21 protein-coding genes are annotated in these 23911 nt (G+C 64.6%); 11 read left to right on the top strand and 10 right to left on the bottom strand.

Annotated features, from left to right (window positions below; translation table 11 throughout):
• Positions 1 to 258: 258 nt before the first annotated feature.
• Both RM530_RS11040 and RM530_RS11035 read right to left on the bottom strand, forming a co-directional pair.
• The gene (locus RM530_RS11040; protein ID WP_311365285.1) at positions 259 to 504 is read right to left on the bottom strand and encodes a hypothetical protein; all 246 of its coding nucleotides are present in this window, start codon (positions 502 to 504) and stop codon (positions 259 to 261) included.
• Positions 501 to 875 carry a PIN domain-containing protein gene (locus tag RM530_RS11035; RefSeq protein ID WP_311365284.1) on the bottom strand — a complete coding sequence of 125 codons (375 nt, stop codon included), beginning with the start codon at positions 873 to 875 and terminating at the stop codon, positions 501 to 503. The genes RM530_RS11040 and RM530_RS11035 overlap by 4 nt, the downstream gene beginning before the upstream one ends.
• A gap of 151 nt (positions 876 to 1026) precedes the next feature.
• Between RM530_RS11035 and RM530_RS11030 the strand changes: the two genes are divergently transcribed.
• The gene (locus RM530_RS11030; protein ID WP_311365283.1) at positions 1027 to 1422 is read left to right on the top strand and encodes a hypothetical protein; all 396 of its coding nucleotides are present in this window, start codon (positions 1027 to 1029) and stop codon (positions 1420 to 1422) included.
• Between the two features lie 380 nt (positions 1423 to 1802).
• On the opposite strand, the gene RM530_RS11025 is transcribed toward RM530_RS11030, so the two are convergent.
• Complete coding sequence (locus RM530_RS11025) at positions 1803 to 2171, bottom strand: glycine zipper family protein (protein ID WP_311365282.1); 369 nt, start codon at positions 2169 to 2171, stop codon at positions 1803 to 1805.
• Positions 2172 to 2199: 28 nt separating this feature from the next.
• Complete coding sequence (locus RM530_RS11020; protein ID WP_311365281.1) at positions 2200 to 2796, bottom strand: HdeD family acid-resistance protein; 597 nt, start codon at positions 2794 to 2796, stop codon at positions 2200 to 2202.
• A 403-nt stretch (positions 2797 to 3199) separates the two neighbouring features.
• On the opposite strand from RM530_RS11020, the gene RM530_RS11015 reads away from it, so the two are divergent.
• Positions 3200 to 4171: a chorismate transformation FkbO/Hyg5 family protein gene (locus tag RM530_RS11015; RefSeq protein WP_311365280.1), complete on the top strand. Its 972-nt coding sequence runs from the start codon at positions 3200 to 3202 to the stop codon at positions 4169 to 4171.
• 61 nt (positions 4172 to 4232) lie between these two features.
• On the opposite strand, the gene glpK is transcribed toward RM530_RS11015, so the two are convergent.
• Positions 4233 to 5714, bottom strand: a complete 1482-nt coding sequence (glpK, locus tag RM530_RS11010; protein WP_311365279.1) for a glycerol kinase GlpK — start codon at positions 5712 to 5714, stop codon at positions 4233 to 4235.
• 555 nt (positions 5715 to 6269) lie between these two features.
• On the opposite strand from glpK, the gene RM530_RS11005 reads away from it, so the two are divergent.
• The gene (locus tag RM530_RS11005; RefSeq protein ID WP_311365278.1) at positions 6270 to 6896 is read left to right on the top strand and encodes a YceH family protein; all 627 of its coding nucleotides are present in this window, start codon (positions 6270 to 6272) and stop codon (positions 6894 to 6896) included.
• Between the two features lie 74 nt (positions 6897 to 6970).
• Positions 6971 to 7909, top strand: coding sequence for a glutathione S-transferase family protein (locus RM530_RS11000; protein WP_311365277.1), 939 nt, complete (start codon positions 6971 to 6973; stop codon positions 7907 to 7909).
• 101 nt (positions 7910 to 8010) lie between these two features.
• Here the strand turns inward: RM530_RS11000 and RM530_RS10995 are convergent, their stop codons facing one another.
• Complete coding sequence (locus RM530_RS10995; protein ID WP_311365276.1) at positions 8011 to 9207, bottom strand: YiiX/YebB-like N1pC/P60 family cysteine hydrolase; 1197 nt, start codon at positions 9205 to 9207, stop codon at positions 8011 to 8013.
• Positions 9208 to 9317: 110 nt separating this feature from the next.
• Between RM530_RS10995 and RM530_RS10990 the strand changes: the two genes are divergently transcribed.
• The gene (locus RM530_RS10990; protein ID WP_311365275.1) at positions 9318 to 11225 is read left to right on the top strand and encodes an ammonium transporter; all 1908 of its coding nucleotides are present in this window, start codon (positions 9318 to 9320) and stop codon (positions 11223 to 11225) included.
• A gap of 120 nt (positions 11226 to 11345) precedes the next feature.
• On the opposite strand, the gene RM530_RS10985 is transcribed toward RM530_RS10990, so the two are convergent.
• Together RM530_RS10985 and RM530_RS10980 are read right to left on the bottom strand one after the other, a co-directional pair.
• The gene (locus RM530_RS10985; protein WP_311365274.1) at positions 11346 to 13304 is read right to left on the bottom strand and encodes a M2 family metallopeptidase; all 1959 of its coding nucleotides are present in this window, start codon (positions 13302 to 13304) and stop codon (positions 11346 to 11348) included.
• Positions 13305 to 13430: 126 nt separating this feature from the next.
• Complete coding sequence (locus RM530_RS10980) at positions 13431 to 13913, bottom strand: DUF4112 domain-containing protein (RefSeq protein WP_311365273.1); 483 nt, start codon at positions 13911 to 13913, stop codon at positions 13431 to 13433.
• A gap of 196 nt (positions 13914 to 14109) precedes the next feature.
• Here RM530_RS10980 and plsB point away from each other — a divergent pair, with 196 nt between their 5' ends.
• A complete protein-coding gene (gene plsB / locus RM530_RS10975) occupies positions 14110 to 16590 on the top strand; it encodes a glycerol-3-phosphate 1-O-acyltransferase PlsB (RefSeq protein WP_311365272.1) in 2481 nt (826 codons plus the stop codon).
• Between the two features lie 91 nt (positions 16591 to 16681).
• Positions 16682 to 17419, top strand: coding sequence for a BamJ family beta-barrel-assembly machinery protein (gene bamJ, locus RM530_RS10970; protein ID WP_311365271.1), 738 nt, complete (start codon positions 16682 to 16684; stop codon positions 17417 to 17419).
• 67 nt (positions 17420 to 17486) lie between these two features.
• Here the strand turns inward: bamJ and RM530_RS10965 are convergent, their stop codons facing one another.
• Both RM530_RS10965 and RM530_RS10960 read right to left on the bottom strand, forming a co-directional pair.
• The gene (locus tag RM530_RS10965; RefSeq protein ID WP_311365270.1) at positions 17487 to 18104 is read right to left on the bottom strand and encodes a hypothetical protein; all 618 of its coding nucleotides are present in this window, start codon (positions 18102 to 18104) and stop codon (positions 17487 to 17489) included.
• 103 nt (positions 18105 to 18207) lie between these two features.
• Positions 18208 to 20859 (bottom strand): penicillin-binding protein 1A, encoded by a 2652-nt coding sequence (locus RM530_RS10960; protein ID WP_311365269.1) that lies wholly within the window; start codon positions 20857 to 20859, stop codon positions 18208 to 18210.
• A 169-nt stretch (positions 20860 to 21028) separates the two neighbouring features.
• Between RM530_RS10960 and RM530_RS10955 the strand changes: the two genes are divergently transcribed.
• From RM530_RS10955 to RM530_RS10940, 4 genes are read left to right on the top strand one after another with little or no spacing between them, the layout of a single operon-like run.
• Positions 21029 to 22114, top strand: a complete 1086-nt coding sequence (locus RM530_RS10955) for a pilus assembly protein PilM (RefSeq protein ID WP_311365268.1) — start codon at positions 21029 to 21031, stop codon at positions 22112 to 22114.
• A gap of 9 nt (positions 22115 to 22123) precedes the next feature.
• Positions 22124 to 22708: a PilN domain-containing protein gene (locus RM530_RS10950; RefSeq protein ID WP_311365267.1), complete on the top strand. Its 585-nt coding sequence runs from the start codon at positions 22124 to 22126 to the stop codon at positions 22706 to 22708.
• Positions 22705 to 23382, top strand: a complete 678-nt coding sequence (locus RM530_RS10945) for a type IV pilus inner membrane component PilO (protein WP_311365266.1) — start codon at positions 22705 to 22707, stop codon at positions 23380 to 23382. Before RM530_RS10950 ends, RM530_RS10945 begins: the two co-directional genes overlap by 4 nt.
• Positions 23379 to 23903: a pilus assembly protein PilP gene (locus RM530_RS10940; RefSeq protein WP_311365265.1), complete on the top strand. Its 525-nt coding sequence runs from the start codon at positions 23379 to 23381 to the stop codon at positions 23901 to 23903. The genes RM530_RS10945 and RM530_RS10940 overlap by 4 nt, the downstream gene beginning before the upstream one ends.
• Positions 23904 to 23911: the final 8 nt, after the last annotated feature.

The raw sequence follows: 23911 nt of genomic DNA, 5'->3' as shown, positions 1-23911 counted from the left end.
TATCCACCGGTACAAACCGCGCGTCGCGCCGGTACGACACGCCGATCACACCGTCACTTTCCACGGTCACCGCATTGACCACTTGGCCACGCAGCCCAACAATCCCCGCTGGAATAGTCGCTCTCATTTGTTCCCTGTACTCGAAAGCTTAGACGACCTTCGTTTTACAAGGACTTGCGTCGGGCGGCTATCCCTTTTCTACTTCATACAACTGCACAAGAGCCGCTTCTGCGCTGACGGCGGTCATGCAAGATTGTTTTAGGCTTCGTCTCCGGCGCGGGGTGGCAATCCACTTTTACGCTTCATGATCGCGTCGAACTTTTTCAAGTCTGCACGACTTTGCCGCGCCTTGAAGAACTGTTCCGCATCCATCACCGCCAGCTTTTCCGCGACAGTCGTCGCGACGAACTGATTCATGCTGGTGCCATCCTGCTTGCTGACCTTTTCGACCGCCGCCTTGATCGAACGTGGCAGGCGCAGTGGGAAAGTTGAAATAGCTTTCATCGCGATCTCCTTAGTGCTTCCGAAGGAAGCAACAACTCAATTCCAAACTGCCCGGGTGCCTTTCCAAAATCCCGCTGGTTGAATGTGACCAGGGCGTTGGCTTGTCCGTTTACGGCTGTTTCCAAAACCATCTCATCGGCGGGATCGCTCAACTGCGGTCGCCACGAGTAGTGGATCGTCACCGGTTGCGCGAACGCAGCCAAAGCGTCGAGAAAAGCCTGTGCGTCCGCTGCCGTCAATCCTGCCGCCGACAGGTGCTCTTCCTCCGTAGTATCACCGGCGATGTCATATTGGCAGTTCTGATCAGGCTTGCCTGGTATAACTCCAACGACGGTCTTCCGTGGCTGTGACTGGCGAATTGCATCAGTCACTGCCAAGGCACACCGTATTGCCCCTTCGCCGTGCCAAGGGTGCGCGATGCCCGGCTGACGCCGGCCCTTGACTCGCCTACGGGATATACGACTAAATTCCGATTGTGCTTATATTGTGCACATAATGTGCTCTGTTTGGATGGAGCTGGGCATGAGTGGAGCAGTGGTGCAGCCCGATGCCAAGTCTTTTGACGCGGTTCTAAGGTGGCTCAAGGACGACATGCGACCGGCAAACATTTCGCCGACGAAGTTCGCCGAGCTGCTGGATTACCCACTACAGGTGGTTGCCGAGCTGGCACATGTCCATCGGAACACGGTGCGTAACAACCCGTATTCGCCGGACCTACAGGGCTACATGCGCGATGCGGTCCGCGTGTTACAGGCCGCCGCCGATTTACGTGGGGGTGTCGATGAGGCGCTGTTCTGGTTCAAGAACCATCCGATCCGGGACTTCGACCGGAAGACGGCTGACCGCTTGGTTTCCGAGGGGAAGGCCGAGGCAGTGATGCGCTACCTCCGTTCCCTGGAAGCGGGCGCGATCGGGTGAAACTGGCGAAGCTGCTGCCGGTGCGAATTCTTTACCGGGCCAACACGCCGAGGTGGGCGTCGATACCACCGGTGGCGCCGGAGATGCTGCAGAAGGTGGCGCTTCAACTGTGTCCGGTATCGAGACGTACCATCTGCCCCGGGCGAAACGACGGCACTGCCGGGAGTACAGCCATCGGGAGGTAATTGCGGTTGCTATCGTCGCCCCAAGGGGTCAGAACATGATGCAAACAGCTTCACAGAACCGAAATGATCTGCACAGTTCCTGCACAGGTCAAAGTTTCGATAAATTTACATTTATATTCAGTATATTACTGAGAATTCATTCTCGCGCGGAAATGACGTTGGAAGAATCAGGTCGATTACTTTCAGAACTCAAGCCTAGTTCAAGACCTTGTAACCGCGTCCACGCAGGCAGTTCTTGACCACCTGGTCCTTCTCCCGCTCACCGCCGGCCGCGCCGCGCGCACCACCGGCCACGGCGCCGACGCCAGCGCCCTTGGCCACGGTTGAACTGTCACCGACGATGGCGCCGAAGATCGCGCCGAGCACCCCTCCGGCCGCGGCGCTCTTGCCGGCTTGCTCGCCGGTGTTGACCTGGCTCGCATAGGTTTCGCACTGCGCCAGATCCTGGTCGTAGCGGCTCATGTCCACGCCCTGAGTGTCGATGATCGGCCCTTTGCTGGCGCAGGCGCCGAGCATCAGTGCGAGGGCGGCGACGAGCGTGGTCTGCTTGATTGATGGTTTCATGTCGGGATCTCTCGCGTTGTCCGGCATCTCAGAGTGATGCCGAATGGCCGGGTTCGTCCAGCGACTCGGCATAGCGCCGCGCCGCCAGCGAGAACATCAGCCCACTGAGCCCATTGGCGAGAATCGACACGCCGATCAGCATGCCGACCGCCCATTCGCTGCTCTGCGGGTACTGCGAACCGATCAGCAGGCCCAGCACCACGCTGAGCAAGGCATCCAGCAGCAGCCAGCCGGCGCCGCGCAGATGGCGCAGTCGCAGATAGGCGGCCACACGGAAGATCGCCGCAGCGATCAGCATCACGGCGAACAACAGCGTCAGCGACATCAGCCCGGCTGCCGGATGCAGCAGCAGATAGGTGCCGACCAGCCCGTACAGCACCGCGACCAGCGCATGCCAGATCCGGCTGCCGAGGCGTTGCGGCTCGAAAGTGATCACGAAGTGCGCGAACGCGGCCAACACCAGCAGCCAGCCGATCAGCAGCGTGGTCGCCAGTCCGGCGACCACGGGCAGGGCAACCGCCACGGCGCCGACCGCGATCAGGCCGATCGAAATCACCAACCAGCCGCGGCTGCGGCGCTTGAGCGCGTCCGCAGGCTTGAGGCTGCGCTTGTCGTCCGCTTGCATGTGGGGCTCCGCAGAATTCGGCGCCCAGCTTACTCCACGACAGGTGAATCAGGGCTTGCTTACCCGCTTTCTGCGCGCAATCTGCGCGCACCGCGCGCAGGAAATCCTCCAGACGCTCGGCCAGCTGCGCGGCCGTGGTCACACGCCGACCGCGCAGGTACCGAACGAGCTGGAACAGCCGGTCGGCGCGATGCATCGTCTGGGCAGGCCAGCTTCTTCGGATCGAGCAGGGGGTTCTGAATGATCGACAGCCGATTACCGTAGGGATCGAGCACGCTGGCAAGGCGCAGGTCCTTGCCGACCTCCCGAACCGGATCGAGATCGCTCGCCCACGGAATGTCAGCAGACCTGTCGGCGGCCTGTTCACAGCGACTGCAGCGCCCTGCGCTTACAATGCGCGCCAATGAATCCCCCGTTTCACATCAGCGCCGCGCCCGAGACGCCATGCGGTGCCTATTGCCTCGCGCAGTGGCGCTTCGGCGCCGATGAGGTACGTTCACCGCATGTGATCGCGGTTCCGCTGCGAGTGCTGTCCGGGCCGGACACGCAGACCTGGCTGAGCGATACACCGGTGCGGCGTCGCCATGTCGCGGGTATCGAATGCGCCGACAACAGCGAGGTGCTGCTGGCACGCCTGAACCTCGACGATCCGCCCGATGGTGACTGGCGGGCACTGGCGGCCGAGGCGTATCGGCGCATCGCCGCATTTCAGGCCGGCAGCGACTATCCGGCGCTGCTGCGCGTCTGGAACTTCATGGCCGGAATCACCGAAGGCGCGGGCGACAACGAGCGCTACCGACGTTTCGCCCTGGGCCGCTACGAGGCCTGGGAACTGGCGCAGGGCATCGAAGCGCGTCTGCCGGCGGCCACCGCGATCGGCACGCATGCGCGCGGCCTGCAACTGGTGTGGCTGGCTTCACGCCGGCGCGGGCTCCAGGTCGAGAATCCGCGCCAGACCAGCGCATTTCGCTATCCGCGCGAATACGGTCCGCGCAGTCCGAGCTTCTCGCGCGCGACGCTGCACCGCAGCCGCGGCGGCGATCGGCTGTATGTGTCCGGCACCGCCAGCATCGTCGGACATCGCAGCCTGCACGCCGGCGACGTGCTGGAACAACTCGACGAGATTCACCGCAATCTGTCGGTGCTGGCGGCCGAGGCCGCGCGCCGTGCAGGCCATGCCGAGGCGATGGTGGCCAAAGCGCTTACGGTCTATGTCCGCCGCGCGGCGGACGCTGCCCGCGTCGCGCAGCGCGTGCGCGAGCGCTTTGGCGAGGCCGTTCCGCTGTGGGTGCTGGAAGGCGAGGTCTGTCGCCGCGAACTGCTGGTGGAGATCGAGGCGCTGTATGGCGCTGCGTCCGCAGGCGGCGCTACCTGACGCCGGTTTGCGGAGCCGGCGATCCGCAGATTTCCGCGCCGCCGCGCGGCCCTTCGGCATCTCAGTCGGCGGTGCGCACCCGCTTCACGGCGTTGAGCCAGCCGGCGTAATTGGTGTCGGACTGTTCCGGCGACTGCACCGGCTCGAAGCGACGCTCGAGCTTCCAGAGTTGGGCGATATCGTCCAGCGACTCGTAGACTCCGGCGTGCAGGCCGGCCAGGTAAGCGGCACCCAGCGCCGTGGTTTCCACGACTTGCGGCCGTTCCACCGGAATCTTCAGCGTGTCGGCGAGAAACTGCGTCAGCCAGTCGTTGACCACCATGCCGCCATCGACACGCAGTTCGTGCGGCGGCTTCGCATCCTTGCCCATGGCCTCGATCAGATCACGCGTCTGGTAGCAGACCGATTCCAGCGCGGCCCGGGCGATGTGGGCGAATCCGGTATCGCGCGTCAGGCCGAAGATGGCGCCGCGTGCCTCCGGGTCCCAGTACGGCGCGCCGAGGCCGGTGAAGGCCGGCACCAGATACACGCCGCGATTGTCCGGCAGTGATTTGGCGAGGTCTTCGGTATCCGCCGCGTGCTCGATCAGCTTCACCGCGTCGCGCAGCCACTGCACCGCGGCGCCGGCGATGAAGATGCTGCCCTCCAGCGCATACGTGACCTCGCCGTTGAGCCGGTAGGCCGTGGTCGTCAGCAGGCGATGCTCCGAGCGCACGAATTCCTTGCCGAGGTTGAGCACCATGAAACAACCGGTGCCGTAGGTGGACTTGATCATGCCGGGCTCGAAACAGGCCTGCCCGATGGTCGCGGCCTGCTGATCACCGGCCACGCCGCCGACCACCAAGGGCTCGCCGAGTATGTCTGCGTCCATGCGGCAGAACTCGGCGGCGCTGTCGAGCACCTCCGGCAATAGCGCGCGCGGCACGCCGAAGAATTCCAGCAGATCTTCGTCCCAGTCCTGGGTGCGCACGTTGAACAGCATCGTGCGACAGGCATTGGTGGCGTCGGTGACATGACGTTCGCCGCCGGTCATGTTCCAGATCAACCAGCAATCGATGGTGCCGAAGGCCAGTTCGCCGCGTTCGGCACGTTCACGCGCGCCGTCCACGTTGTCGAGTATCCAGCCGACCTTGGTGGCCGAGAAGTACGGGTCCAGCAGCAGGCCGCTGCGGTCGGCGATCCAGGCGTCGCGTTCGTCGGACTTGCGCTGCTTGCACCACTCGAAGGTGCGCCGGTCCTGCCAGACGATCGCCGGATAGATCGGCTTGCCGGTCTTGCGGTCCCAGACCACGGTGGTTTCGCGCTGGTTGGTGATGCCGCAGGCGGCGATGTCGCCGACCGACAGATCGGCGTCCTTGAGCGCGCCGCGCAGGCATTCCACGGTGTCGGCCCAGATCTGTTCCGGGTCGTGCTCGACCCAGCCGGAATGCGGGTAGGACTGTTCCAGTTCGCGCTGCGCGCTGCCGAGCTTGCGCCCTTCGCGGTCGAACACGATGGCACGCGTGCTGGTGGTTCCCTGGTCGATCGACAATATCGCGCTCATGGTTCTCTCCTCAGTGGTTCGAATGCGGCCGACGCGAGGCGTGCGAGCCTGCGGATACCGACGATTCGAAGCGTTTTGAACGAATCGCGCAAGTGCGCCGGCTGATCGTCTAACGGCCATGCCGCCAAGCGGCACCCCGCAGAATGAATCTGCTGCGGCATGGCCGTTGCCCTTGTGTCGCGTCGTCGGCATCGGGCGCTTCGGCGCGCGCGGCCGGATTCAGGCCGAACAGGCCCGTCATCGCGAAGGGCAGCAGCGGCCGCAGCCGACGGCCGCGAACCCGCGGTTTGCAGTCGGGCAGTGGTCATTGCTTGTCCTCTTGGCGTGAACCGACCAGGCCCGAGACCTGGCTGGTTCCGCAGGAACGCGCCTCGTGTCGAGGTTCGTTCCATCCCTGCCGTCATATCCGCTCTTGCGGTGCGGCCATGATCCCACAACGACCATGACGTTTGTCGCGCGAAAGGCCGCTGCGTGCGGAGTCGCCCATCGAGCGGGCTTGACCGGCCTCGTCGCTGCCCTAAGATCGCGCCACGACCCCGCCATAGCCGAGCCTCCATGTCCGACCCCTTGCTGACGCCCGCCCAGGCCCGTGTGATCGCCTCGCTCGTCGAGAAATCGATCACCACGCCGCAGTACTACCCGATGACCGTCAACGCGATCATGGCCGCCTGCAACCAGAAGACCGTGCGCAATCCGATCATGAGCCTGAGCGAACGCGACGTCGGCGGCGCCCTGGCGGACCTCGAAGCCATGAAGTTCGCCACGCGTGACGACTACAGCGGCCGCGTGCCGAAATGGCGCCAGCAGTTCCAGCACCAGATGCTGCTCAAGGCTCCGACCATGGCGCTGCTGGTCACGCTGATGCTGCGCGGCCCGCAGACCGCCGCGGAGCTGCGCAGCAACGCCAGCGCCCTGGGTGGCCCGGGCGATGCCGCCGGCGTCGACGAAGCACTGGAGCTGCTGAGCGATCGAGCCGAGCCGCTGGTCAAGCAGTTGCCGCGCGCACCGGGGCAGGCCGCGTCGCGCTTCGCCCATCTGCTGTGCGGCGAGGATGCGATTCCTGCCGAACCGGTATCCGGCGGCAACAGCCGGGGCGGCACCGACAGCGCCACCCTGCTTGCCCGCATCGATGCCCTCGAAGCACGGGTCGCGGCGCTCGAATCGGAGCGGGACGCGGGATAGACCATACAAGCCGCTCAAGCCCGATTCAGGCGCGGCTGGCACCGTCGAGTCCAGACACGAACAGGAGCGAGCCCATGGGCAAGCTGGTTGATGGGATCTGGCAGCAGGCTGGATACGACACCGACAACAACGAGGGTCGCTTCGTGCGCTGGGACTCCTCGTTCCGCGACAGCGTGGAAACCGATCCCGATGCGCGCTATCCGGCTGAACCGGGGCGCTACCGGCTGTACGTGTCACTGGCCTGCCCCTGGGCGCATCGCACGCTGATCGTACGCGCGCTCAAGGGCCTGGAAGAGGCGATTCCGGTATCGATCGTCGATCCTTATATGGGCGAGCAGGGCTGGAGTTTCAGCGACGGCCGCGACTGCATTCCCGACCCGCTGTTCGGCGCCCGGCATCTGCATGAGCTCTATGTGCGCGCCAAACCGGATTATTCCGGTCGCGTGACCGTGCCGGTGCTGTGGGACAGGCGCCACGGCAGCATCGTCAACAACGAATCGGCCGATCTGCTGCGAATGCTCAATCGCGCCTTCGATGCTTACGCCAATCGGGACCTGCATGACCTGTATCCGGCCGAACGGCGCGAGCAGATCGATGCGGTCAATGCGCGCGTCTACGATCAGGTCAACAACGGGGTCTACAAGGCCGGCTTCGCGAGCACGCAGGCGGCCTACGATGAAGCGGTCGGCGAACTGTTTTGCGCGCTCGACTGGCTGGAGACGCACCTGAAGGGCCGCGACTGGCTGGTCGGCGAACAGCTCAGCGAGGCCGACATCCGCTTGTTCACCACGCTGATCCGCTTCGATGCCGTCTATCACGGCCACTTCAAGTGCAATCTGCGGCGGATCAAGGACTATGCGCGGCTCGAAGCCTATCTGGAGCGCCTGTACGCAATTCCGCAGATCGGCAGCACCGTGAACTTCAGGCACATCAAGCAGCACTATTACAGCAGCCACAGGCAGATCAATCCTAGCGGCATCGTGCCGGCCGGACCGATCCTGCCCTTTCTATAAACAAAGCTCGCGCAGCGAGCGGTGGGTGAGGGCAACGGCCATGCCGCAGCAGGTTCATTCTGCGGGGTGCCTCCTGCGGCAGTTAGACGCGGGAACGGCGCTCAGCGCTCCGAATCCTCCGCCTTCATCCGCTGCGTCACCAGATTCGCAAGCCCGGCGATCCGGCCGCGTGAGGCCGGCGGCAGGCGCTGGTATTCGAAGTAGCCGCCGCCGAAGGCGTAGGTCACGGCCAGTGGGCCGGGTGGTATCGCCGCGTCGATCTCGGCCAGCGCCGCTTCGCGCTGCGGTCCGCGCAGGCGCGCGAAGATTGCGCGAAACGCCTGGTCCATGCGCTCGCTGCGTGCCACGGCGGCGGGTGCGCGCAATTCCAGGATCGTCTCGAAACGCGGGTCCAGTTGCAGGTCGTCGGCCAGGAACACTTCGCGGCCGGTGGCGCCGAGTTCCTGCATCGGGAAGGTTTCGACCAGGGCGCCGACGTTCGACAGGTGCTGCGGCACCGGCGCGGCCTGCGGCGCCGCGCGCGCATAGGCCTGACGGATCACCTCGGTGCAGTAGAGGCGCTGGCTGTCGTCGAGGATCAACTTGAAGTCGTACCAGAGATCGTCCGCGACACGTTCGCTGGCGTCGGTGTAGGCGGCGACGGCGGCCTGCTGCGCAATCTCGGGGACGCGATGTCGCAGTACTGCGAAACGCACGAATGGCTTGTCCAGCCATTCCTCCAGTGCTTCGGCGCGCACACCGTCGCCGGCCAGCGCCTCGACCACGTCGAGCGTGCGCCATACCGGTGCGAGACCGATGATCGCCGCATGCGAGAAATCGCTGCCGGACAGGCCGATCTGGCCTACGGCCGCCGACACCACCTGTGGGCTGCGCAGCAGCAGCACGTCGCCGGCCTTCAGTTCGAGTTGCGGCGCCTGTTGGCGCAGCGCCTCGGCGATCGTGGTCCCCTCGTCGAATGCGGCCAGTTCCGCCCGATCGCCGAGCCGGCGAAGCGCGTGCAATCGAGCGCGCAGGGCGGGCACGCAGGCCGGGTCGGCCGTACCGGCAGCCCTGCCGAGTTCACGAAAAGCTTGCGAAAGCACGGCCTCGTCGATGGCGACGTCCGGTGTTTCGGAGGCCGAATCGAGCCGTGCGTCGGCCGAAGACGCGCATTCACCCACCGTGGCCGCGTTGGGCGGGATGGTGGGTGCATTCTCGAAGCCGGGCCTTGCCTGTTCCTGCGCCGATGCGGTGAAGCCGGCCAGCACCGTGCAGGCGGCAAGGATGCATCCGCTCGTGTTTTTTCGAAGCTTCGCCATCAGCGTCTGCATTGTGGTTTCGCGGACTCACGCGCAGCAAGAATCCCGCCCGCGACGGCGCAGGGTGTGTCCGTGCTCCGAATACTTCCAGACAGGCGATCACTTGATTCATGCCGATTGACCACAACACATTCGACCAGTTCTGGATGCTGATCTGCGCCGTGCTGGTGGTGTCGATGCAGGCCGGCTTCACCTGCGTCGAGTCCGGTCTGGTGCGCGCCAAGAACAGCATCAACGTGGCGTTCAAGAATCTCATCGATTTCTGTATCGCCTCGGTCCTGTTCGGCCTGGTCGGTTTCGGCCTGATGTTCGGTGCCAGCTGGCACGGCCTCGTGGGCACCACGCCGGATATGCTGTTCGGCGAGGTGTCGCCGTGGATGTACGTGTTCTTCATCTTCCAGCTCGCGTTCTGCGGCACCGCCACGACCATCATCTCCGGCGCCGTTGCCGAGCGCATGCGGTTCTCGGCGTATTGTGTGTCGGCACTGGTGGTGTCGATGCTGGTCTACCCTGTGATCGGCCACTGGGCCTGGGGTGGCGCGCTCGAAGGGACCGCCAGCGGCTGGCTGGCGCAGCTCGGCTTCATCGACTTCGCCGGGTCCACCGTGGTGCATTCGGTCGGCGGCTGGGCCTCGCTGGCCTGCCTGATGATCATCGGCCCGCGGGTCGGTCGCTTCGGGCCGAACGGTCGGCCGATCGAGGGTCACAACCTGCCGGTGGCGACGCTGGGCGTGTTTCTGCTGTGGGTCGGCTGGTTCGGTTTCAATGGTGGCAGCACGCTGGGTTTCACCGCCGACGTGCCGCTGATCATCGTCAATACGGCTCTCGGCGCCGCGGCCGGCGGCATCGCCGCCGGGGTGTTGACCTGGCGGACGATGGGCCGGCCAGCGGTGGACAAGATCATGAACGGCGTGCTTGCCGGTCTGGTCGCGATCACCGCCAACTGTCATATCGTGTCGCCGGCCGCGGCCTTGCTGGTGGGCGCCGTTGGTGGTCTGGTCTGCGTGCTCGGCATGCAGATGCTGGAACGCCTGCAGATCGACGACGCAGTGGGCGCGGTGCCGGTGCATCTGTTCGCCGGTGTCTGGGGCACCCTGGCCGTGGCCGTGTGCGCGCCGGATGGAAGCTGGGGCGAGGGCGTGTCGCGCTGGCAGCAACTGCAGATTCAGGCGCTGGGCGTGAGCACGATCGGCCTGTATTCCTTCGGTGTCTCCTATGTGTTGCTGAAGCTGGCCAACCACTTTCTGCCCTTGCGGGTCAGCGAGGACGACGAGCGTATCGGGCTCAATATCGCCGAGCACGGTGCCAGCAGTGCGGTGCTGGATCTGATCGTGCAGATGGACCGTCAGGCGCGACGCGGCGAGTTCTCACAGCACATCGAAGTCGAGCCGGAAACCGAGGCGGCGCGCATCGCGATGTTCTACAACGCGGTGCTCGACAAGTTCTCGCTGGAAACCGATCGGCGGCAGATGGCGCTGAAGAAGCTGGCGCAGCTTGCCAACTACGACACGCTCACAGGGCTCGGCAATCGCCGCCTGTTCCAGGAAGCGCTCAAGCGCGCGGTGTTGCGGGCCCAGCTCAAGGGCACGCGCGGCGCCATGCTGTATATCGATCTCGACGATTTCAAACGGATCAACGACCGCTTCGGCCATGCCGCCGGTGATGCCCTGCTCAGGCATGCCGCCGCGCGCATGGCCGAGATCGCCGAGGCGCACGATGTGCTCGCGCGGATCGGCGGCGACGAGTTCGCCCTGTTGCTGGAGACGATCGCCGATACCGCGCAGGCCGTTGGCGTTGCCGAACGCCTGTTGGCGGCGCTGTCGCAACCGTTCCCGGTCCGCGAGCACAGCCTGCGGGTGCATGCCTCGGTCGGCATCAGTACCTTCGACGGCCGAGACGGCGACGGGGCTGCCGTGACCCAGCGCAGCGACGAGGCGATGTACACCGCCAAGCTCGCCGGCAAGGGCGGCGTGCGCGTCTATGCCCTGGACCCGGACGAGTTCGCGCCGGTGGTGTAAAGGGGTTCCAACGGCCATGCCGCAAGCGGGCGAGGGTAGGTCGGCATCACGCCGCGTGTGATTCACGTTGAACGCAAAGAGCCGGCGCAGGCGCCGGCTCTTTGCTGAACGGGTGAGCCTTCAGGTCTCCCAGCCGCATTCGCGGCCTTCGTTCTGTTCCTTGAGGTAGTTCATCAGCGGCTCGAAGTATTCGATGATCGCGCTGGCGTCCATTTCGCGCGTGCCGGTCAGCTTCTCCAGGGCGTCCTGCCAGGGTTGGGATGCGCCGAGTGACAGCATCTCCTCGAACTTCTTGCCGACTTCCTTGTTGCCGTAGATGTCGCAGGCATACAGCGGACCGTCGAAATCGGAGGCCTCGCACAGCGCGCGCTGGAACTGGAACTGCAGGATGAACGCCAGGAAATAGCGCGTGTACGGCGTGTTGCCGGGGATGTGGTACTTGGCGCCCGGGTCGAAATCCTGCTCGCCGCGCGCCATCGGCGGCGCCACGCCCTGATAGCGTTCGCGCAGTTCCCACCAGCCGCGGTTGTAGTCCTCCGGTGCGATCTCGCCGGAGAACACCTTCCAGCGCCACTGATCCACCAGCTTGCCCCAGGGCAGGAACACGATCTTGTCGAGTGCCAGCTTCATCTGCGAATTGATGACGGCGTGCTCGTCTTCGGAAACCTGGTCGATCAGGCCGATCGTCTTCATGTGCTGCGGCGTCAGCGACAGCGTGATGGTGTCGCCGATCGCCTCGTGGAAGCCGTCGTGCGCTCCGGTCTGGAACAGCGGCGGCAGATCGTTGTAGGCCAGGTAGTAGTAGATATGGCCGAGTTCGTGATGGATCGTGTAGAGCTGCTCCTCGTCCGGCTCGATGCACATCTTGATGCGCACGTCGCCTTCCATGTCGACATCCCAGGCGCTGGCATGGCAGACCACGTCGCGGTCGCGCGGCTGCGTCAGCAGGGATTTCTTCCAGAACGATTCCGGCAGCTCCGGCATGCCCAGCGAGGTGTAGAAGTCCTCGGCGATCTTCGTCATCGCCACCGAGCTGTCGGCGTCGGCCTGATGGCCGATTTCGGCCAGGTCCTCGGGAGTCGGCTGGCCGTTGAACTCACCGAGGCGCTTTTTGTAGGCCTCGTTGCGGCGCTTCTGCAGCGCACTGCTCACATCGAGATCGCCGACGCCGGGATAGGGCTGCACTTCAGGATAGATGTTGCTCCACTGCTGCGCCCACATATTGCCGAGCAGATGGGACGGAATCAGGCCGTCGGCAGGCACTTCGTCCGGATACTGCTCGTGCAGTTCGGCGCGCACATAGCAGTGCAACTGGTCGTACAGCGGCTCCACCTGCGACCACAGTCGTTCGGTCTGCGCCTCGAATTCGGTGGGACTCATGTCGTAGCCGGAGCGCCACAGCTCGCCGGCGTCGGCAAAGCCCTGTTCGCGCGCGCCTTCGTTGACCAGTTCGACGAAGCGCTGATAGTCCTTGCGGATCGGTCGGGCGGTTTCATGCCAGCCGGCCCAGGCGTCCGCGCGGGCCTGCGGCGAGGCTTCGGGATCGTCGATGATTTTTTCGATCTGCTGCAGGCTCAGGCATTCCTGATTGCCGGTGGCGCCCTCATGACACCACTTGCCGGCGCCGTAGTTGGCCTCCATCTTCGCCGCGATCTTCGCCAGTTCCTCGCGCTTGCCGGCGTCGGAAGGCGCGGGCATCGAGGTCAGCAGCTTGAGCAGCTTGATCGAGCGGCCAGTCTGCGCCGACATCTCGACATCGTTGTAGGCCTTGGCCGCTTCCAGTTTTTCGCTGAGCCAGCCCAAGGAGCGCTCGGTCGCCTTGGAGGCCAGCAGCTGGGTGTCGTCGGTGATGTAGGTCGCGGCGGCCCAGTAGGCGGCGTTGTCGACCGGCGCGTGCTTCTTCATCTCGCTGCTGATCTGTTCGACGAAGCGGTCAGCATCGGCGCTGCCGAGCTTCTGCGTTTTCGCGGGAACGGGTGTTTCGGGACCTTCCGGTTCACCGCAGGCGCTGAGGCCGGCGGCAAGGACTGTCGCGGCGAAGACAGTCGTGGGGATCACGGCTCGCAGACCGGTACGCATGGCTAGACTCCCTGCATTGATTTGGCTGCTGCGGACGGCAGCGATGGTTCGGTGCGTGCAGTCCTGCGAGGCGCCTGGCCTCGACCCCGGACTGGCGGACACATGTTGCGATGATGCGCCGCGTCTTCAGACCGTCGCAAGCAGCCAGCGGAAACCGAGCACGGCCAGTGCCACGATCACCGACACCAGAACGGCGAGACCGCCGAAGTTGATCAGGCGTCGCTGCGGTGTTGCCGCTGGCGTTTGCGTCTGCCGGTCCAGGTGCTGTTCCAGCAGCCTGGAATTGCGCAGATTGGCCTTGTAGCCGAAGTCGAACAGATCGCCCAGCACCGGGATCAGGCCGATCAGGGCGTCCAGCGCCAGGTTCAGCAGCATCCGCAGGATCACTGCGCCAGGCGCGCCGATGCGCACCGCCTCGAACACGATCGACGCGGATAGCAGCAGGCCGACCACGTCACCGACCATCGGGATCAGTCCGATGATCGGCTCGAGACCGATGCGGATTCGAGTGCCGGGAATGCGGAAGGCAGCATCCAGCCAGTTCGCGAGTCCACGAACCCGGCTGCGTGCGGCCTCAAGCTCCTGGGGGGAAGGTTGCCTGGACGCCATCGCCACATTATCGGCCAAAGTCGCGAAAATTGTCTGCGACGCGATCGGGACGGCCGACGCCGCAGCGGCGGTTAACGGGCGCGGTGGACGAACCGTTACACTGCGCATCCGCGCGCCCCGTGGGGGTTCGTGTGCGATCTATACCAAGCCTTCCAGACTCAGCCGTCCAGAGCCGCGATCAGAGCGAACAACCGCCATGACCTTCATTGCCCGCTTCCTGTACTGGCTGTGCTGGTGCCTGTTCCGGCCGTTCCTGCTGTGGGTGCGGTACAAGACGGCGCCAGCCGATGTGCAGCAGCATCTGGCTCTGGACCTGTCGCGTCCGATCTGCTTCGTATTGCCGGTCCGCTCGTGGACCGACCTGTTCGTGCTGCAGTCGCTGTGCAAACGCCTCAAGCTGCCGGTGCCGTATCGCAGCGGGCGCGATCTGCCGGCCCCTGGCCGCCCCGCGGTGCTGTATCAGCCTGCACTCCAGGAGAACCGTCCGCAGACGCGCGCGCTGGAGCAGCTGATGGGCGATGCCGTGACCACGCTGGACTACGACGTGCAGCTGGTGCCGGTGTCGGTGTTCTGGGGGCGCGACCCCGGTTCCGAAACCTCCCTGTTCAAGCTGCTGTTTGCCGACAGCGTGCAGGCCGGTCGCATGCGCAAGCTGTTCATCGTGCTGGCCAACGGCCGCAGCGTGCTGCTCAACTTCGGCAACCCGTTGTCGTTCAAGCAGTTCATGCGCGGCGAGCAGGATCCAAAGCGGGCGATGCGCAAACTGTCACGCCTGTTCAATCTGCATTTTCTGCGCGCCCGTTCAGCCACGCTGGGACCGAGCCTGCTGCAGCGCACGACCATGATCCGCAGCCTGCTGGGCGCGCAGCAGGTGCGCCTGGCGATCGAAGCCGAGGCGCGCGAACGCGGCATCACCCTGGACCAGGCGCAGGCGCGCGCGCGCAAGATCGCGGACGAGATCACGGCCGACTACAGTTCGTCCTGGCTCAAGCTGCTGGCCCTGATTCTGACGCCGGTGTGGCATCGCATCTTCGCCGGCATCGAGGTCCGTGGCCTGGAGCGGGTGCGCGAAATCGCACAGGGCCACGAAATGCTGTATCTGCCCTCGCACCGCTCGCATCTGGACTATCTGCTGGTCAGCTATACGCTGTATCAATCGGGTCTGGCGCCGCCGCACATCGCCGCTGGCGTGAACCTCAACTTCTGGCCCGTGGGCGGCCTGTTGCGCCGCGGCGGCGCCTTTTACATGCGCCGCAGCTTCTCCGGCGAAAAACTGTATTCGACGATCTTCCGCACCTATGTCGACGCCTTGATCAAGCGCGGCTATTCGATCAGCTTCTATCCCGAAGGCACGCGCTCTCGCAGTGGCCGCCTGCTGCAACCCAAGACCGGGCTGTTGGCGATGGTGGTCGAATCCGCACTGCGCCAGCGCGCGCGCAAGGTCATGATCGTGCCGGTTTATCTGGGGTACGACAAACTGGCGGAAGCCAACAGCTACGCCAAGGAACTCGGTGGCGGCGGCAAGAAGAAGGAATCCGCGCAGGGGCTGCTCAAGGCCACCAAGATTCTCAACAAGTCCTTCGGCCGCGCCTACATCAACTTCGGCGAACCGATCCGGCTGGCGGACTTCGCCGACCTGCAGCTGCCGGACTGGCGGCAGTCGTTCGGCAGCGATGTCGAGCCGCAGCGGCCGGCGGGTTACGCGCAGGCGGTCAACCGGCTCGCCAAGGAAACGATGCGGCGGATCAACGACGCCGCCGTCGCCTATCCGGTGGCGCTGATCTCGGTGGCGATCCTGGCGGCGCCGCAACGCGCCGTCGCCGAGCAGGACCTGGTGCGGCAGATCGGTTATCTGGTGAACTGGTTGCAGCGGCATCCGTATTCGAGCGAGGTCATCCTGCCGGTCGCGGAACCCCGCGAGATTCTGGATCGGGCGGCGCCAATCGCACGCCTGTCACGCATTCCGCACACCTGGGGCGATCTGATGTGGGCCGACGGCAAGATCGCGCCGCAGTTGACCTATTACCGCAACAACGTGCAACACCTGTTTGCGCTGCCGTCGCTGGTCGCCAATCTGTTCCGGGCGCGCTTCCAGGTCTCGGAAGACACCGTCGTGGCCGGCGCGCGCGCGCTGTATCCGTTTCTGCGCACCGAGTTCTTTTTGCATTGGAGACGCGAGGAACTGGAGGCCGAGGTCCGCAGCGTGATCGCAACGATGCTTGATCTGGGCCTGCTGATCCGGGCGGACGACGGCTTCCTGCAACGCCCCGAAGTCAACAGCGCCGCGTTTTCCTCGCTGGCGATGCTCGGTCGCGTGCTGTCCGAGACCCTGGAGCGCTACTGCATGACGACGCTGCTGCTCGCTGCGGACCGTCGCCTGGGCTCGATTCCCCGTGCCGGTTTCGAGGAGGACTGTCGCCTGCTCGCCGAGCGCGCGGCGGTACTGACCGGGCGCATGGCACCGGAGTTCTTCGACAAGTCGCTGTTCCGCGGCTACGTCAGCACCCTGATCGAACTCGGCGTGGTTCGCGAGGATGAAGATCAGGTGCTGCATGTGGATGCGCGCATCGACGGTATCGCCGAACGCGCGCTGGATCTGCTGGGCGGTGATGCGCAGCAGACGATTCTGCAGCTGCTGTCCAGCCGCCGCGCCCCCGCCGCGGCGAATCCGGTATAGTTTTGCGCCCATCGGGAGCCTGTGGCTCCTTTTTTCATCACGATTTCAACGTGAATTTGCGAATCATCTCCCCCAATTAAAGGTCGGATACATGACGAAGAAAGCGTACGTCGTCGCCGTGCTCGCGTCGCTGTGGCTGCTTGGCTGCAACCCCAACGGAACCGACGCAAAGGAACAGGACATGTCCTCGGACACTCTGGAAACGGACCAGCAGAAGCTCGGTTACGCGCTGGGCCATGACCTGGCGCGTTCGCTCGAGAACGCCAAGGACGAGATCGACACGGCCGCGCTCAAGCGCGGTATCGACGATGCCTTCAGTGGCCAGGAGCCGCTGATGGACGAAGAGTCCCGCGAAGAGGTCAAGTCCGCTGTTGCCAAGCGTCTCCAGGAGCAGGCCGCGAAGAAGCATGACGAAGAAGCACAGGCCAACCTCGACAAGGGCGAAGCCTTCCTCGCCGAGAACGCCAAGAAAGACGGCGTGATGACCACCGACAGCGGCCTGCAGTACGAGGTCATGAGCGCAGGTGAGGGCGAGAACCCGACGGCGCAGGACAAGGTCACGGTCAACTACAAGGGCACGCTGATCGACGGCACGGTGTTCGACAGTTCCTACGATCGCGGCGAGCCGGTCACGTTCCCGCTGTCGAATGTGATCAAGGGCTGGACCGAGGGCGTGCAGCTGATGAAGCCGGGTGCTCAGTACAAGTTCTTCATCCCGTCCGAACTCGCCTATGGCGAGCGTGGTGCCGGCGGCCGCATCGGGCCGAACGAGGCGCTGGTGTTCGAAGTCGAGCTGCTTGAAGTCGAGAAGGCCGCCGCGACCGAATAAGGGCTGCCTGTCGAATAAGGGGCGTGATCGCGAGATCACGCCCCTTATTCGTTGCGGTGCCCTGTGCTCAGGCTGCGATATCCGGCGGTGTCTCGGCCAGACGCTGTACTTGTTCCAGTCTCAGCCGTTTCATCGGCTGTCCGTCGGTCGGTGACAGCGGTGCGCGTCGCTCCCGGCCATCGGTGAAGATGGCGATGTCCACGCCGATGTCGCCGGCCATGAAGCTCAGCATCGGCACGTCTTCGCAGCGCCCGTCGGAATAGCGGTAGCGCCGCTCGCCGATCTTGTACGGAATGCCACGATTGCCGAAGAAGATGTCGAACTGCTCGGCTGAATCGGCGAAACCGTGGAGCTGCACGCGGTGTGCGTCGGTGGTGGCACCGGTGGCGACGGCACCCACCAGGCGAACGTCGAAATCGCGCAGCAGTTGCATCGCCTTGATCGCGGTCTGGCGCATCCGCCCCAGGCGCAGCGCGTATTCGCGGCCGCCGAAGATGCGCTGGTACTCGATCACGGCCTGCTGGATGTCGGCGTTGGCGGGCATCGCGCATTTTGCGCCGAGCCCAAGCCGCCCCGCGGCCTTGAGTTTGGCGGCGCGATAGTCGGCGAGCTGTTCCTCGCAGATGATGCGCGCGGCCTCCTGGATCAGGGCGCGGCGTTCGAAGCCAAGGGCACGCTTGCTCACTGGCACGACTCCGGTTCGGGAACACGCTGAATCTACGGAAGCCAGCCCCGCGGCGTCAAACCAGCGGCATGGCGACGCCGGGCGCACGTCCGATGCCCACGTCTCAGAAAAGACTGTCCTCCATCGGCCGGGGCTCCTCGTCGAGGGGCTCCATCAGGTCCGGATCGTAGGGTTCGGAGCGCATCGGTGCCTCGTCGTAGCGTCCGGTCGGCGGGCTGGGTTCGGCGTCGCCGTAGTCATCGCCATTGCCGGAGGCGCCACCACCACCACCGGGACCGAAGGGGTTGTAGGGGTCGCTGTCATACGGATTGGCGCTGCCAGCGTTGTCCGGCTCCGGAATGTTTTCCGAAGGGACGACTTCGAAGATCGCATCCGGATCGCCAGCGGCGGCGAGCTTGCCGTTCTCCGGATTGATGCGCACGGTCGCCAGTCCCGGCGGGCGTTGGCGGCTGGCTTCCGGGGTACCGTCGAGCGCCACGCGCATGTACTGGACCCAGGCTGGCAGTGCGGCACGTCCGCCGTACTCGCCACGCCCCAGCGGCGTGGGCTGATCGAAGCCGACCCAGACCGCAGCCACCAGCGAGGGCTGGTAGCCGAAGAACCAGGCGTCGGTCGCGTCATTGGTGGTGCCGGTCTTGCCGGCGATGTCGTTGCGACCGAGTTCGCGCGTGCGGTAGCCGGTGCCACGACGGGTCACGTCCTGCAGCATGCTGTCGGTGAGATAGATCAGGCGCGGGTCGACGACGCGCGGCGCCAGCGGCGGAGCTTTGGCGTCATCAGCGTCATCAGCGTCATCGGCCATGGACGCTTCGGTCGGGCGCATCGCGCCGGGTGCCTGGGTCGTCGCCTGTGGATCATCGGTTTCGGACGCTGTCTGCGCCTCGGCCATGGCGGCCTGGGCCTGGGCACATTCGGAGCAGGCGACCATCGGTTCGGCCTTGAACAGTTCCTCGTCGTGCGGCCCACGAATCTCGCGGATCCAGTACGGCTCGATCAGGAAACCGCCGTTGGCGAACACGCTGAAGCCGCGCGCCATTTCCATCGGCGTGAAGGTCGGCGTACCCAGCGCCAGGGTGAGGTCCTGCGGCATGCGCGCTTCGTCGAAACCGAAGCGCGAGATGAAATCACGGGCATAGTTGATGCCGATGGCCTGCAGCAGCCGGATCGACACCAGATTGCGCGAATGCACCAGGGCCTCGCGCATGCGCGTGGGACCGTAGAACTTGCCGCTGTCGTTCTTGGGCCGCCAGGCATCCTCCAGCAGCGGGTCGTCGAACACCACGGGCGCATCGAGGATCACCGAGGCCGGTGTGAAGCCGGCCGACATCGCGGCAGTGTAAAGGAATGGTTTGATGCCGCTGCCCGGCTGCCGCCGCGCCTGGGTCGCGCGATTGAACTTTCCGGTGAAGAAGTCATAGCCGCCGACCAGTGCCTGGACGGCGCCGTCGTGCGGATCGAGCGATACCAGCGCGCCCTGCACCTCGGGCACGGCTGAGAGCCGCCAGGATTCACCGTCGCGATGCAGACGGATCACGTCACCGGCGGTGAGTGTGTTCTTGGATGACAGGGCCGCCCATTCGAGACCGTCCTCGCCCACGCTGACGACCTCGCCGTTCGGCAGCATCGCGCGCAGTTGCTGGTCCGCATAGCGGACGACCGCGGCCGCCGGCAGCTCGGCGACCCGTGCTTGTTCGGTGAGAGCCTCGACCACCGCTTCGCGCGCGCCTTCGGGGTCCGTGGCGAGTTGTTGCGCCAGGGCTTGCGGAAGACGCCCTTCGGGGCCCGCATAGCCGTGACGTTCCTGATAGTCGAGCAAGGTATCGCGCAGCGCCGATACGGCGGCGAGCTGCCGCGTGGAGTTCACGGTGGTGATGACGGAGTAGCCACCGGTGTAGGTGTCGTCTCCGAAACGGGCGACCGCGTCGGCGCGTGCCATTTCGGCGACGTAGTGCGCATCGATGTCGACCGCGCGCGGCCGGAATTCAGCATGGATCGGTTCGGCCATGGCGATCTGGTATTCGTCGCGCGAGATACGGCCGATATCGAGCATGCGGCCGAGCACGTAGTTGCGACGCTCCTCGGCGCGCACCGGATTGTCGATCGGGTTGTCGCGTGACGGTGCTTTCGGCAGGCCGGCGAGTACGGCGCATTGCGAGAGACTGAGCTCGCCCACGGACTTGCCAAAGTAGATCTGGGCGGCGGCGCCGACGCCATAGGCGCGCTGCCCCAGGTAGATCTTGTTGAGATAGGTTTCGAGGATCAGCTGCTTGCCGAGTTCGCGCTCCATGCGCAGGGCCAGCAGGATTTCCTTGAACTTGCGGGTGTAGGTCCGTTCGTTGCTGAGGAAGTAGTTGCGCGCCAGCTGCATGGTGATGGTGCTGCCGCCCTGGGTCTTGTGGCCGGTCAGCACCAGGTTGACGCCGGCACGCAACAAGCCGCGCCAGTCGACGCCGGGGTGCTCGAAGTAGTATTCGTCCTCGGCGGCGATGAAGGCGTACATCAGTTGTGGCGGCAGATCGGCGTAGGCCACCGGCGCCCGGCGCTCGGCACCGAATTCGCCGATCAGCTTGCCGTCTTCCGTGAAGATGCGCAGCGGCACCTGCAGAGGCAGGCTCTTGATCTCCTCATTGCTGGGCAGTTCATCGGCGTAAATCGCCTTGCCGACATGGAAGGCGGCAACGGCACTCAGGCCTGCAAGCAGGGCGAGGATCAGCAGGACCAGGCCGGTCCAGAAGGCGATTCTTCCGCTGTTCATTGTTCGATTGTGTTCCACCGGACTGGTGCGGCGGCATCTTTGGGAAGTCGATCAGATAGTTGGACGTGCAACTTAGCGTTGCTTTGAGAAAATCTTCCGTTATATTAGGACTCCGTCGGGGAGGCGTCACCATGGCTGTAAACAGAGCTTGTGGGCGCGTCGGGACCATATGGGCATAACTCAGTCTTTATTCGGGGGGGGCAACCAAGAGCTGCTGGGACTGGACATCAGTTCGAGCGCGGTCAAGCTATTGGAGCTCTCGCGCCGGGGTGAGCGGTATCAGGTCGAAGCCTATGCGGTCGAGACCTTACCAGCCAACTCGATCGCCGATAAACAGATTTCAGACATCGACGCCGTCGGCGAGGCGATTGGCCGCGCCGTTTCGCGCGCCGGCACGCGCACGCGCCAGGTTGCCGTGGCGGTGTCCGGGTCGTCCGTCATCACCAAGCTGATCGCGATGCCGGCGAGCCTGTCCGAAATGGACATGGAAGAGCAGATCAAGGTCGAGGCGGATCAGTACATCCCGTACCCGATCGACGAAGTCAACATCGATTTCCAGATTCTCGGGCCCACCGATGGTGGTGGCGGCACGGTCGACGTGCTGCTGGCGGCCTGCCGCAAGGAACAGATCGAAACCCTGTCTGCGGCGTTGGCGATCGCCGGGCTCACGCCCAAGGTGGTGGATGTCGAGTCCTATGCGATGGAGAACGCCTGTCAGTTCCTGACGCACCAGATGCCCAACCGGGGTCGGGGTCGCACGGTGGCCGTGGTGGACATGGGCGCGACCACCACCTCGGTGATCGTGCTGCATGACCAGCACACCATTTACACGCGCGATCAGGCTTTCGGCGGCAAGCAGCTCACCGAAGACGTGATGCGCAACTACGGCATGGTGTTCGACGAGGCGGCCAAGGCCAAGCGCTTCGGCAACCTGCCGGAGTCCTACTTTACCGAAGTGCTGCCGGCGTTCATCGGTGACATGGCGCAGCAGATCGATCGCAGCCTGCAGTTCTTTTTTGCGTCCTCGTCACAGTTCAATTCGATCGACCAGATCATTCTTGCGGGCGGCTGCGCGCAAGTGCTGGATGTCGACAAGGCCCTCGAAGAGCGTCTGCACATTCCCACCGCCGTCGCCACGCCGTTTTCGCAGATGACGATCGCCGCGCGAGCCAAGCCGGCCACGCTGGCCAAGGACGAGTCTTCCCTGCTGATCGCCTGCGGACTCGCGTTCCGCGCCTTCGATCCATCGGTCTGAGGCGCGACTATGGCCACCCGGATCAATCTTCTCGATTGGCGCAGCGAGCGCCGCGAGCGCCGCAAGAAGCAGTTCGTGGTCATGATGGGCATAGGCTTGGGCGTGGGCGTCGTGGTGGTTGGCATCGCCCTGTTCCTGATGAAAAGCACGATTGCCTACCAACAGTCACGCAATGATTTCCTCAAGCAGGAGATCACCGCGGTCGACCAGAAGATCAAGGAAATCCAGGAACTCGAGCGCGTCAAGGAAAACCTGCTGGCGCGCATGCGGGTGATCGAGCAGTTGCAGGCCTCACGTTCCGCCACCGTACATTTCTTTGATGAAATCGTCAGCACCCTGCCGGATGGCGTGTACCTGACCGCGGTCAAGCAGCAGGGCAGCGGAGTGACCATCGACGGCATTGCCGAATCCAATGGCCGTGTCTCGACCTACATGAAGAATCTGGACGCCTCCGAATGGTTCGCGGACCCGCGCCTGGTGGTGATCAAGACCACCGAGCAGAATCGCCTGCGCCAGTCGGAATTCACACTTCAGGTCACCAACCTGACCAAACCCGGCGCGCCCCCGGCGGACGATTCCGAGGTGCTGCAATGAACCTGCAGGATCGGTTCGACGAGCTGCGCTCGATCGACGCGCAGAATCCCGCCGCCTGGCCGGACTGGGTACGCATTGCCGCCGCCATTCTGGCCGGCGTGCTGGTGATCGCCGCCGGCACTTGGTTTTTTATCAAGCCCAAGACCGAAGAGATCGAGCAGGCGCGCGCGCAGGAGGTCAAGCTGCGCCAGGACTTCGAAACCAAGCAGCGCAAGGTCGCTGCGCTCGATGCCTACAAGGAACAGCTCGCCGAGATGGAGCGCTCCTTCGGTGACATGCTGCGCCAGCTGCCGTCCAAGGCCGAGGTCGCCAATCTGCTCAACGACATCGCGCAGACGCGCGTCGCCGCCGGGCTCGAAGAAGAGCTGTTCCAGCCGCAGAGCGAGATCACCAAGGAGTTCTACGCCGAGATTCCGAACCGGATCCTGGTGGTGGGCGATTACAACGAGATGGGCAACTTCGTCAGTGGCGTCGCCGCCCTGCCGCGCATCGTCACGATCGAGAACGTCGAAATCCGGCCGGCCAATGCCCGTGGCAGCAATGCGCCGAAGAACTCGCCGGCGAACAGTGGCGATCTGCGCATGACCGCCACCGCCAAGACCTACCGGTATCTGGACGAGGCCGAAATCCAGGCGCAACAGGCGGCGACCAAGCCGCGCGGAGGACGGCGGTGAACCGCGTGCGCGTCTGGGTGCTCTCGGCACTGCTGCCGGCAGCCCTGCTGAGCGCCTGCTCGCGCGACATGAGCGACCTGCAGCAATACGTGGCCGAGGTCAAAGGGCGCAAGACGCGCGCGATCGAGCCGATCCCGCAGATGGAACCCTATGTGGCGTTTGCCTATACCGACTCGGAGCGGCGCGACCCCTTCGTCAAGGTTGAGCCCGAAGGCGGACCGGCTGACAGCCCGTTGTCCGCCATCCGTCCGGATTTGAAGCGCAACCGCGAGCCGCTGGAGGAGTATCCGCTCGACAGTCTGCGCATGGTTGGTGTGATCGAGGCGGGACAGCGCAGCTTCGCCCTGATCAAGGCACCGGATTCAGTCATTCATCGCGTGACCGCGGGAGACCATATCGGCCAGAACTTCGGAGAGATTCTGAAGATCAGCGAAACCGAGCTCAGTCTTCTGGAGATCATTCCCGACGGCTTTGGTGGCTGGATGCAGCGGCCGGCCGTACTCGCCGTGTCGGAACCCTGAGTCGTCGT

Origin of the sequence: Banduia mediterranea (genome assembly GCF_031846245.1) — a bacterium.
In the GTDB taxonomy this organism is placed as follows: Bacteria; Pseudomonadota; Gammaproteobacteria; order Nevskiales; family Nevskiaceae; genus Banduia; species Banduia mediterranea.
This window is presented reverse-complemented; position numbering and strand designations above follow the sequence as displayed.

Bases quoted from the DNA above. Each gene is read 5' to 3' on its own strand.
- RM530_RS11040 (WP_311365285.1), bottom strand. From the start codon at position 504: ATGAAAGCTATTTCAACTTTCCCACTGCGCCTGCCACGTTCGATCAAG.
- RM530_RS11030 (WP_311365283.1), top strand. From the start codon at position 1,027: ATGAGTGGAGCAGTGGTGCAGCCCGATGCCAAGTCTTTTGACGCGGTT.
- RM530_RS11025 (WP_311365282.1), bottom strand. From the start codon at position 2,171: ATGAAACCATCAATCAAGCAGACCACGCTCGTCGCCGCCCTCGCACTG.
- RM530_RS11020 (WP_311365281.1), bottom strand. From the start codon at position 2,796: ATGCAAGCGGACGACAAGCGCAGCCTCAAGCCTGCGGACGCGCTCAAG.
- RM530_RS11015 (WP_311365280.1), top strand. From the start codon at position 3,200: ATGAATCCCCCGTTTCACATCAGCGCCGCGCCCGAGACGCCATGCGGT.
- glpK (WP_311365279.1), bottom strand. From the start codon at position 5,714: ATGAGCGCGATATTGTCGATCGACCAGGGAACCACCAGCACGCGTGCC.
- RM530_RS11005 (WP_311365278.1), top strand. From the start codon at position 6,270: ATGTCCGACCCCTTGCTGACGCCCGCCCAGGCCCGTGTGATCGCCTCG.
- RM530_RS11000 (WP_311365277.1), top strand. From the start codon at position 6,971: ATGGGCAAGCTGGTTGATGGGATCTGGCAGCAGGCTGGATACGACACC.
- RM530_RS10995 (WP_311365276.1), bottom strand. From the start codon at position 9,207: ATGGCGAAGCTTCGAAAAAACACGAGCGGATGCATCCTTGCCGCCTGC.
- RM530_RS10990 (WP_311365275.1), top strand. From the start codon at position 9,318: ATGCCGATTGACCACAACACATTCGACCAGTTCTGGATGCTGATCTGC.
- RM530_RS10985 (WP_311365274.1), bottom strand. From the start codon at position 13,304: ATGCGTACCGGTCTGCGAGCCGTGATCCCCACGACTGTCTTCGCCGCG.
- RM530_RS10980 (WP_311365273.1), bottom strand. From the start codon at position 13,913: ATGGCGTCCAGGCAACCTTCCCCCCAGGAGCTTGAGGCCGCACGCAGC.
- plsB (WP_311365272.1), top strand. From the start codon at position 14,110: ATGACCTTCATTGCCCGCTTCCTGTACTGGCTGTGCTGGTGCCTGTTC.
- bamJ (WP_311365271.1), top strand. From the start codon at position 16,682: ATGACGAAGAAAGCGTACGTCGTCGCCGTGCTCGCGTCGCTGTGGCTG.
- RM530_RS10960 (WP_311365269.1), bottom strand. From the start codon at position 20,859: ATGAACAGCGGAAGAATCGCCTTCTGGACCGGCCTGGTCCTGCTGATC.
- RM530_RS10955 (WP_311365268.1), top strand. From the start codon at position 21,029: ATGGGCATAACTCAGTCTTTATTCGGGGGGGGCAACCAAGAGCTGCTG.
- RM530_RS10950 (WP_311365267.1), top strand. From the start codon at position 22,124: ATGGCCACCCGGATCAATCTTCTCGATTGGCGCAGCGAGCGCCGCGAG.
- RM530_RS10945 (WP_311365266.1), top strand. From the start codon at position 22,705: ATGAACCTGCAGGATCGGTTCGACGAGCTGCGCTCGATCGACGCGCAG.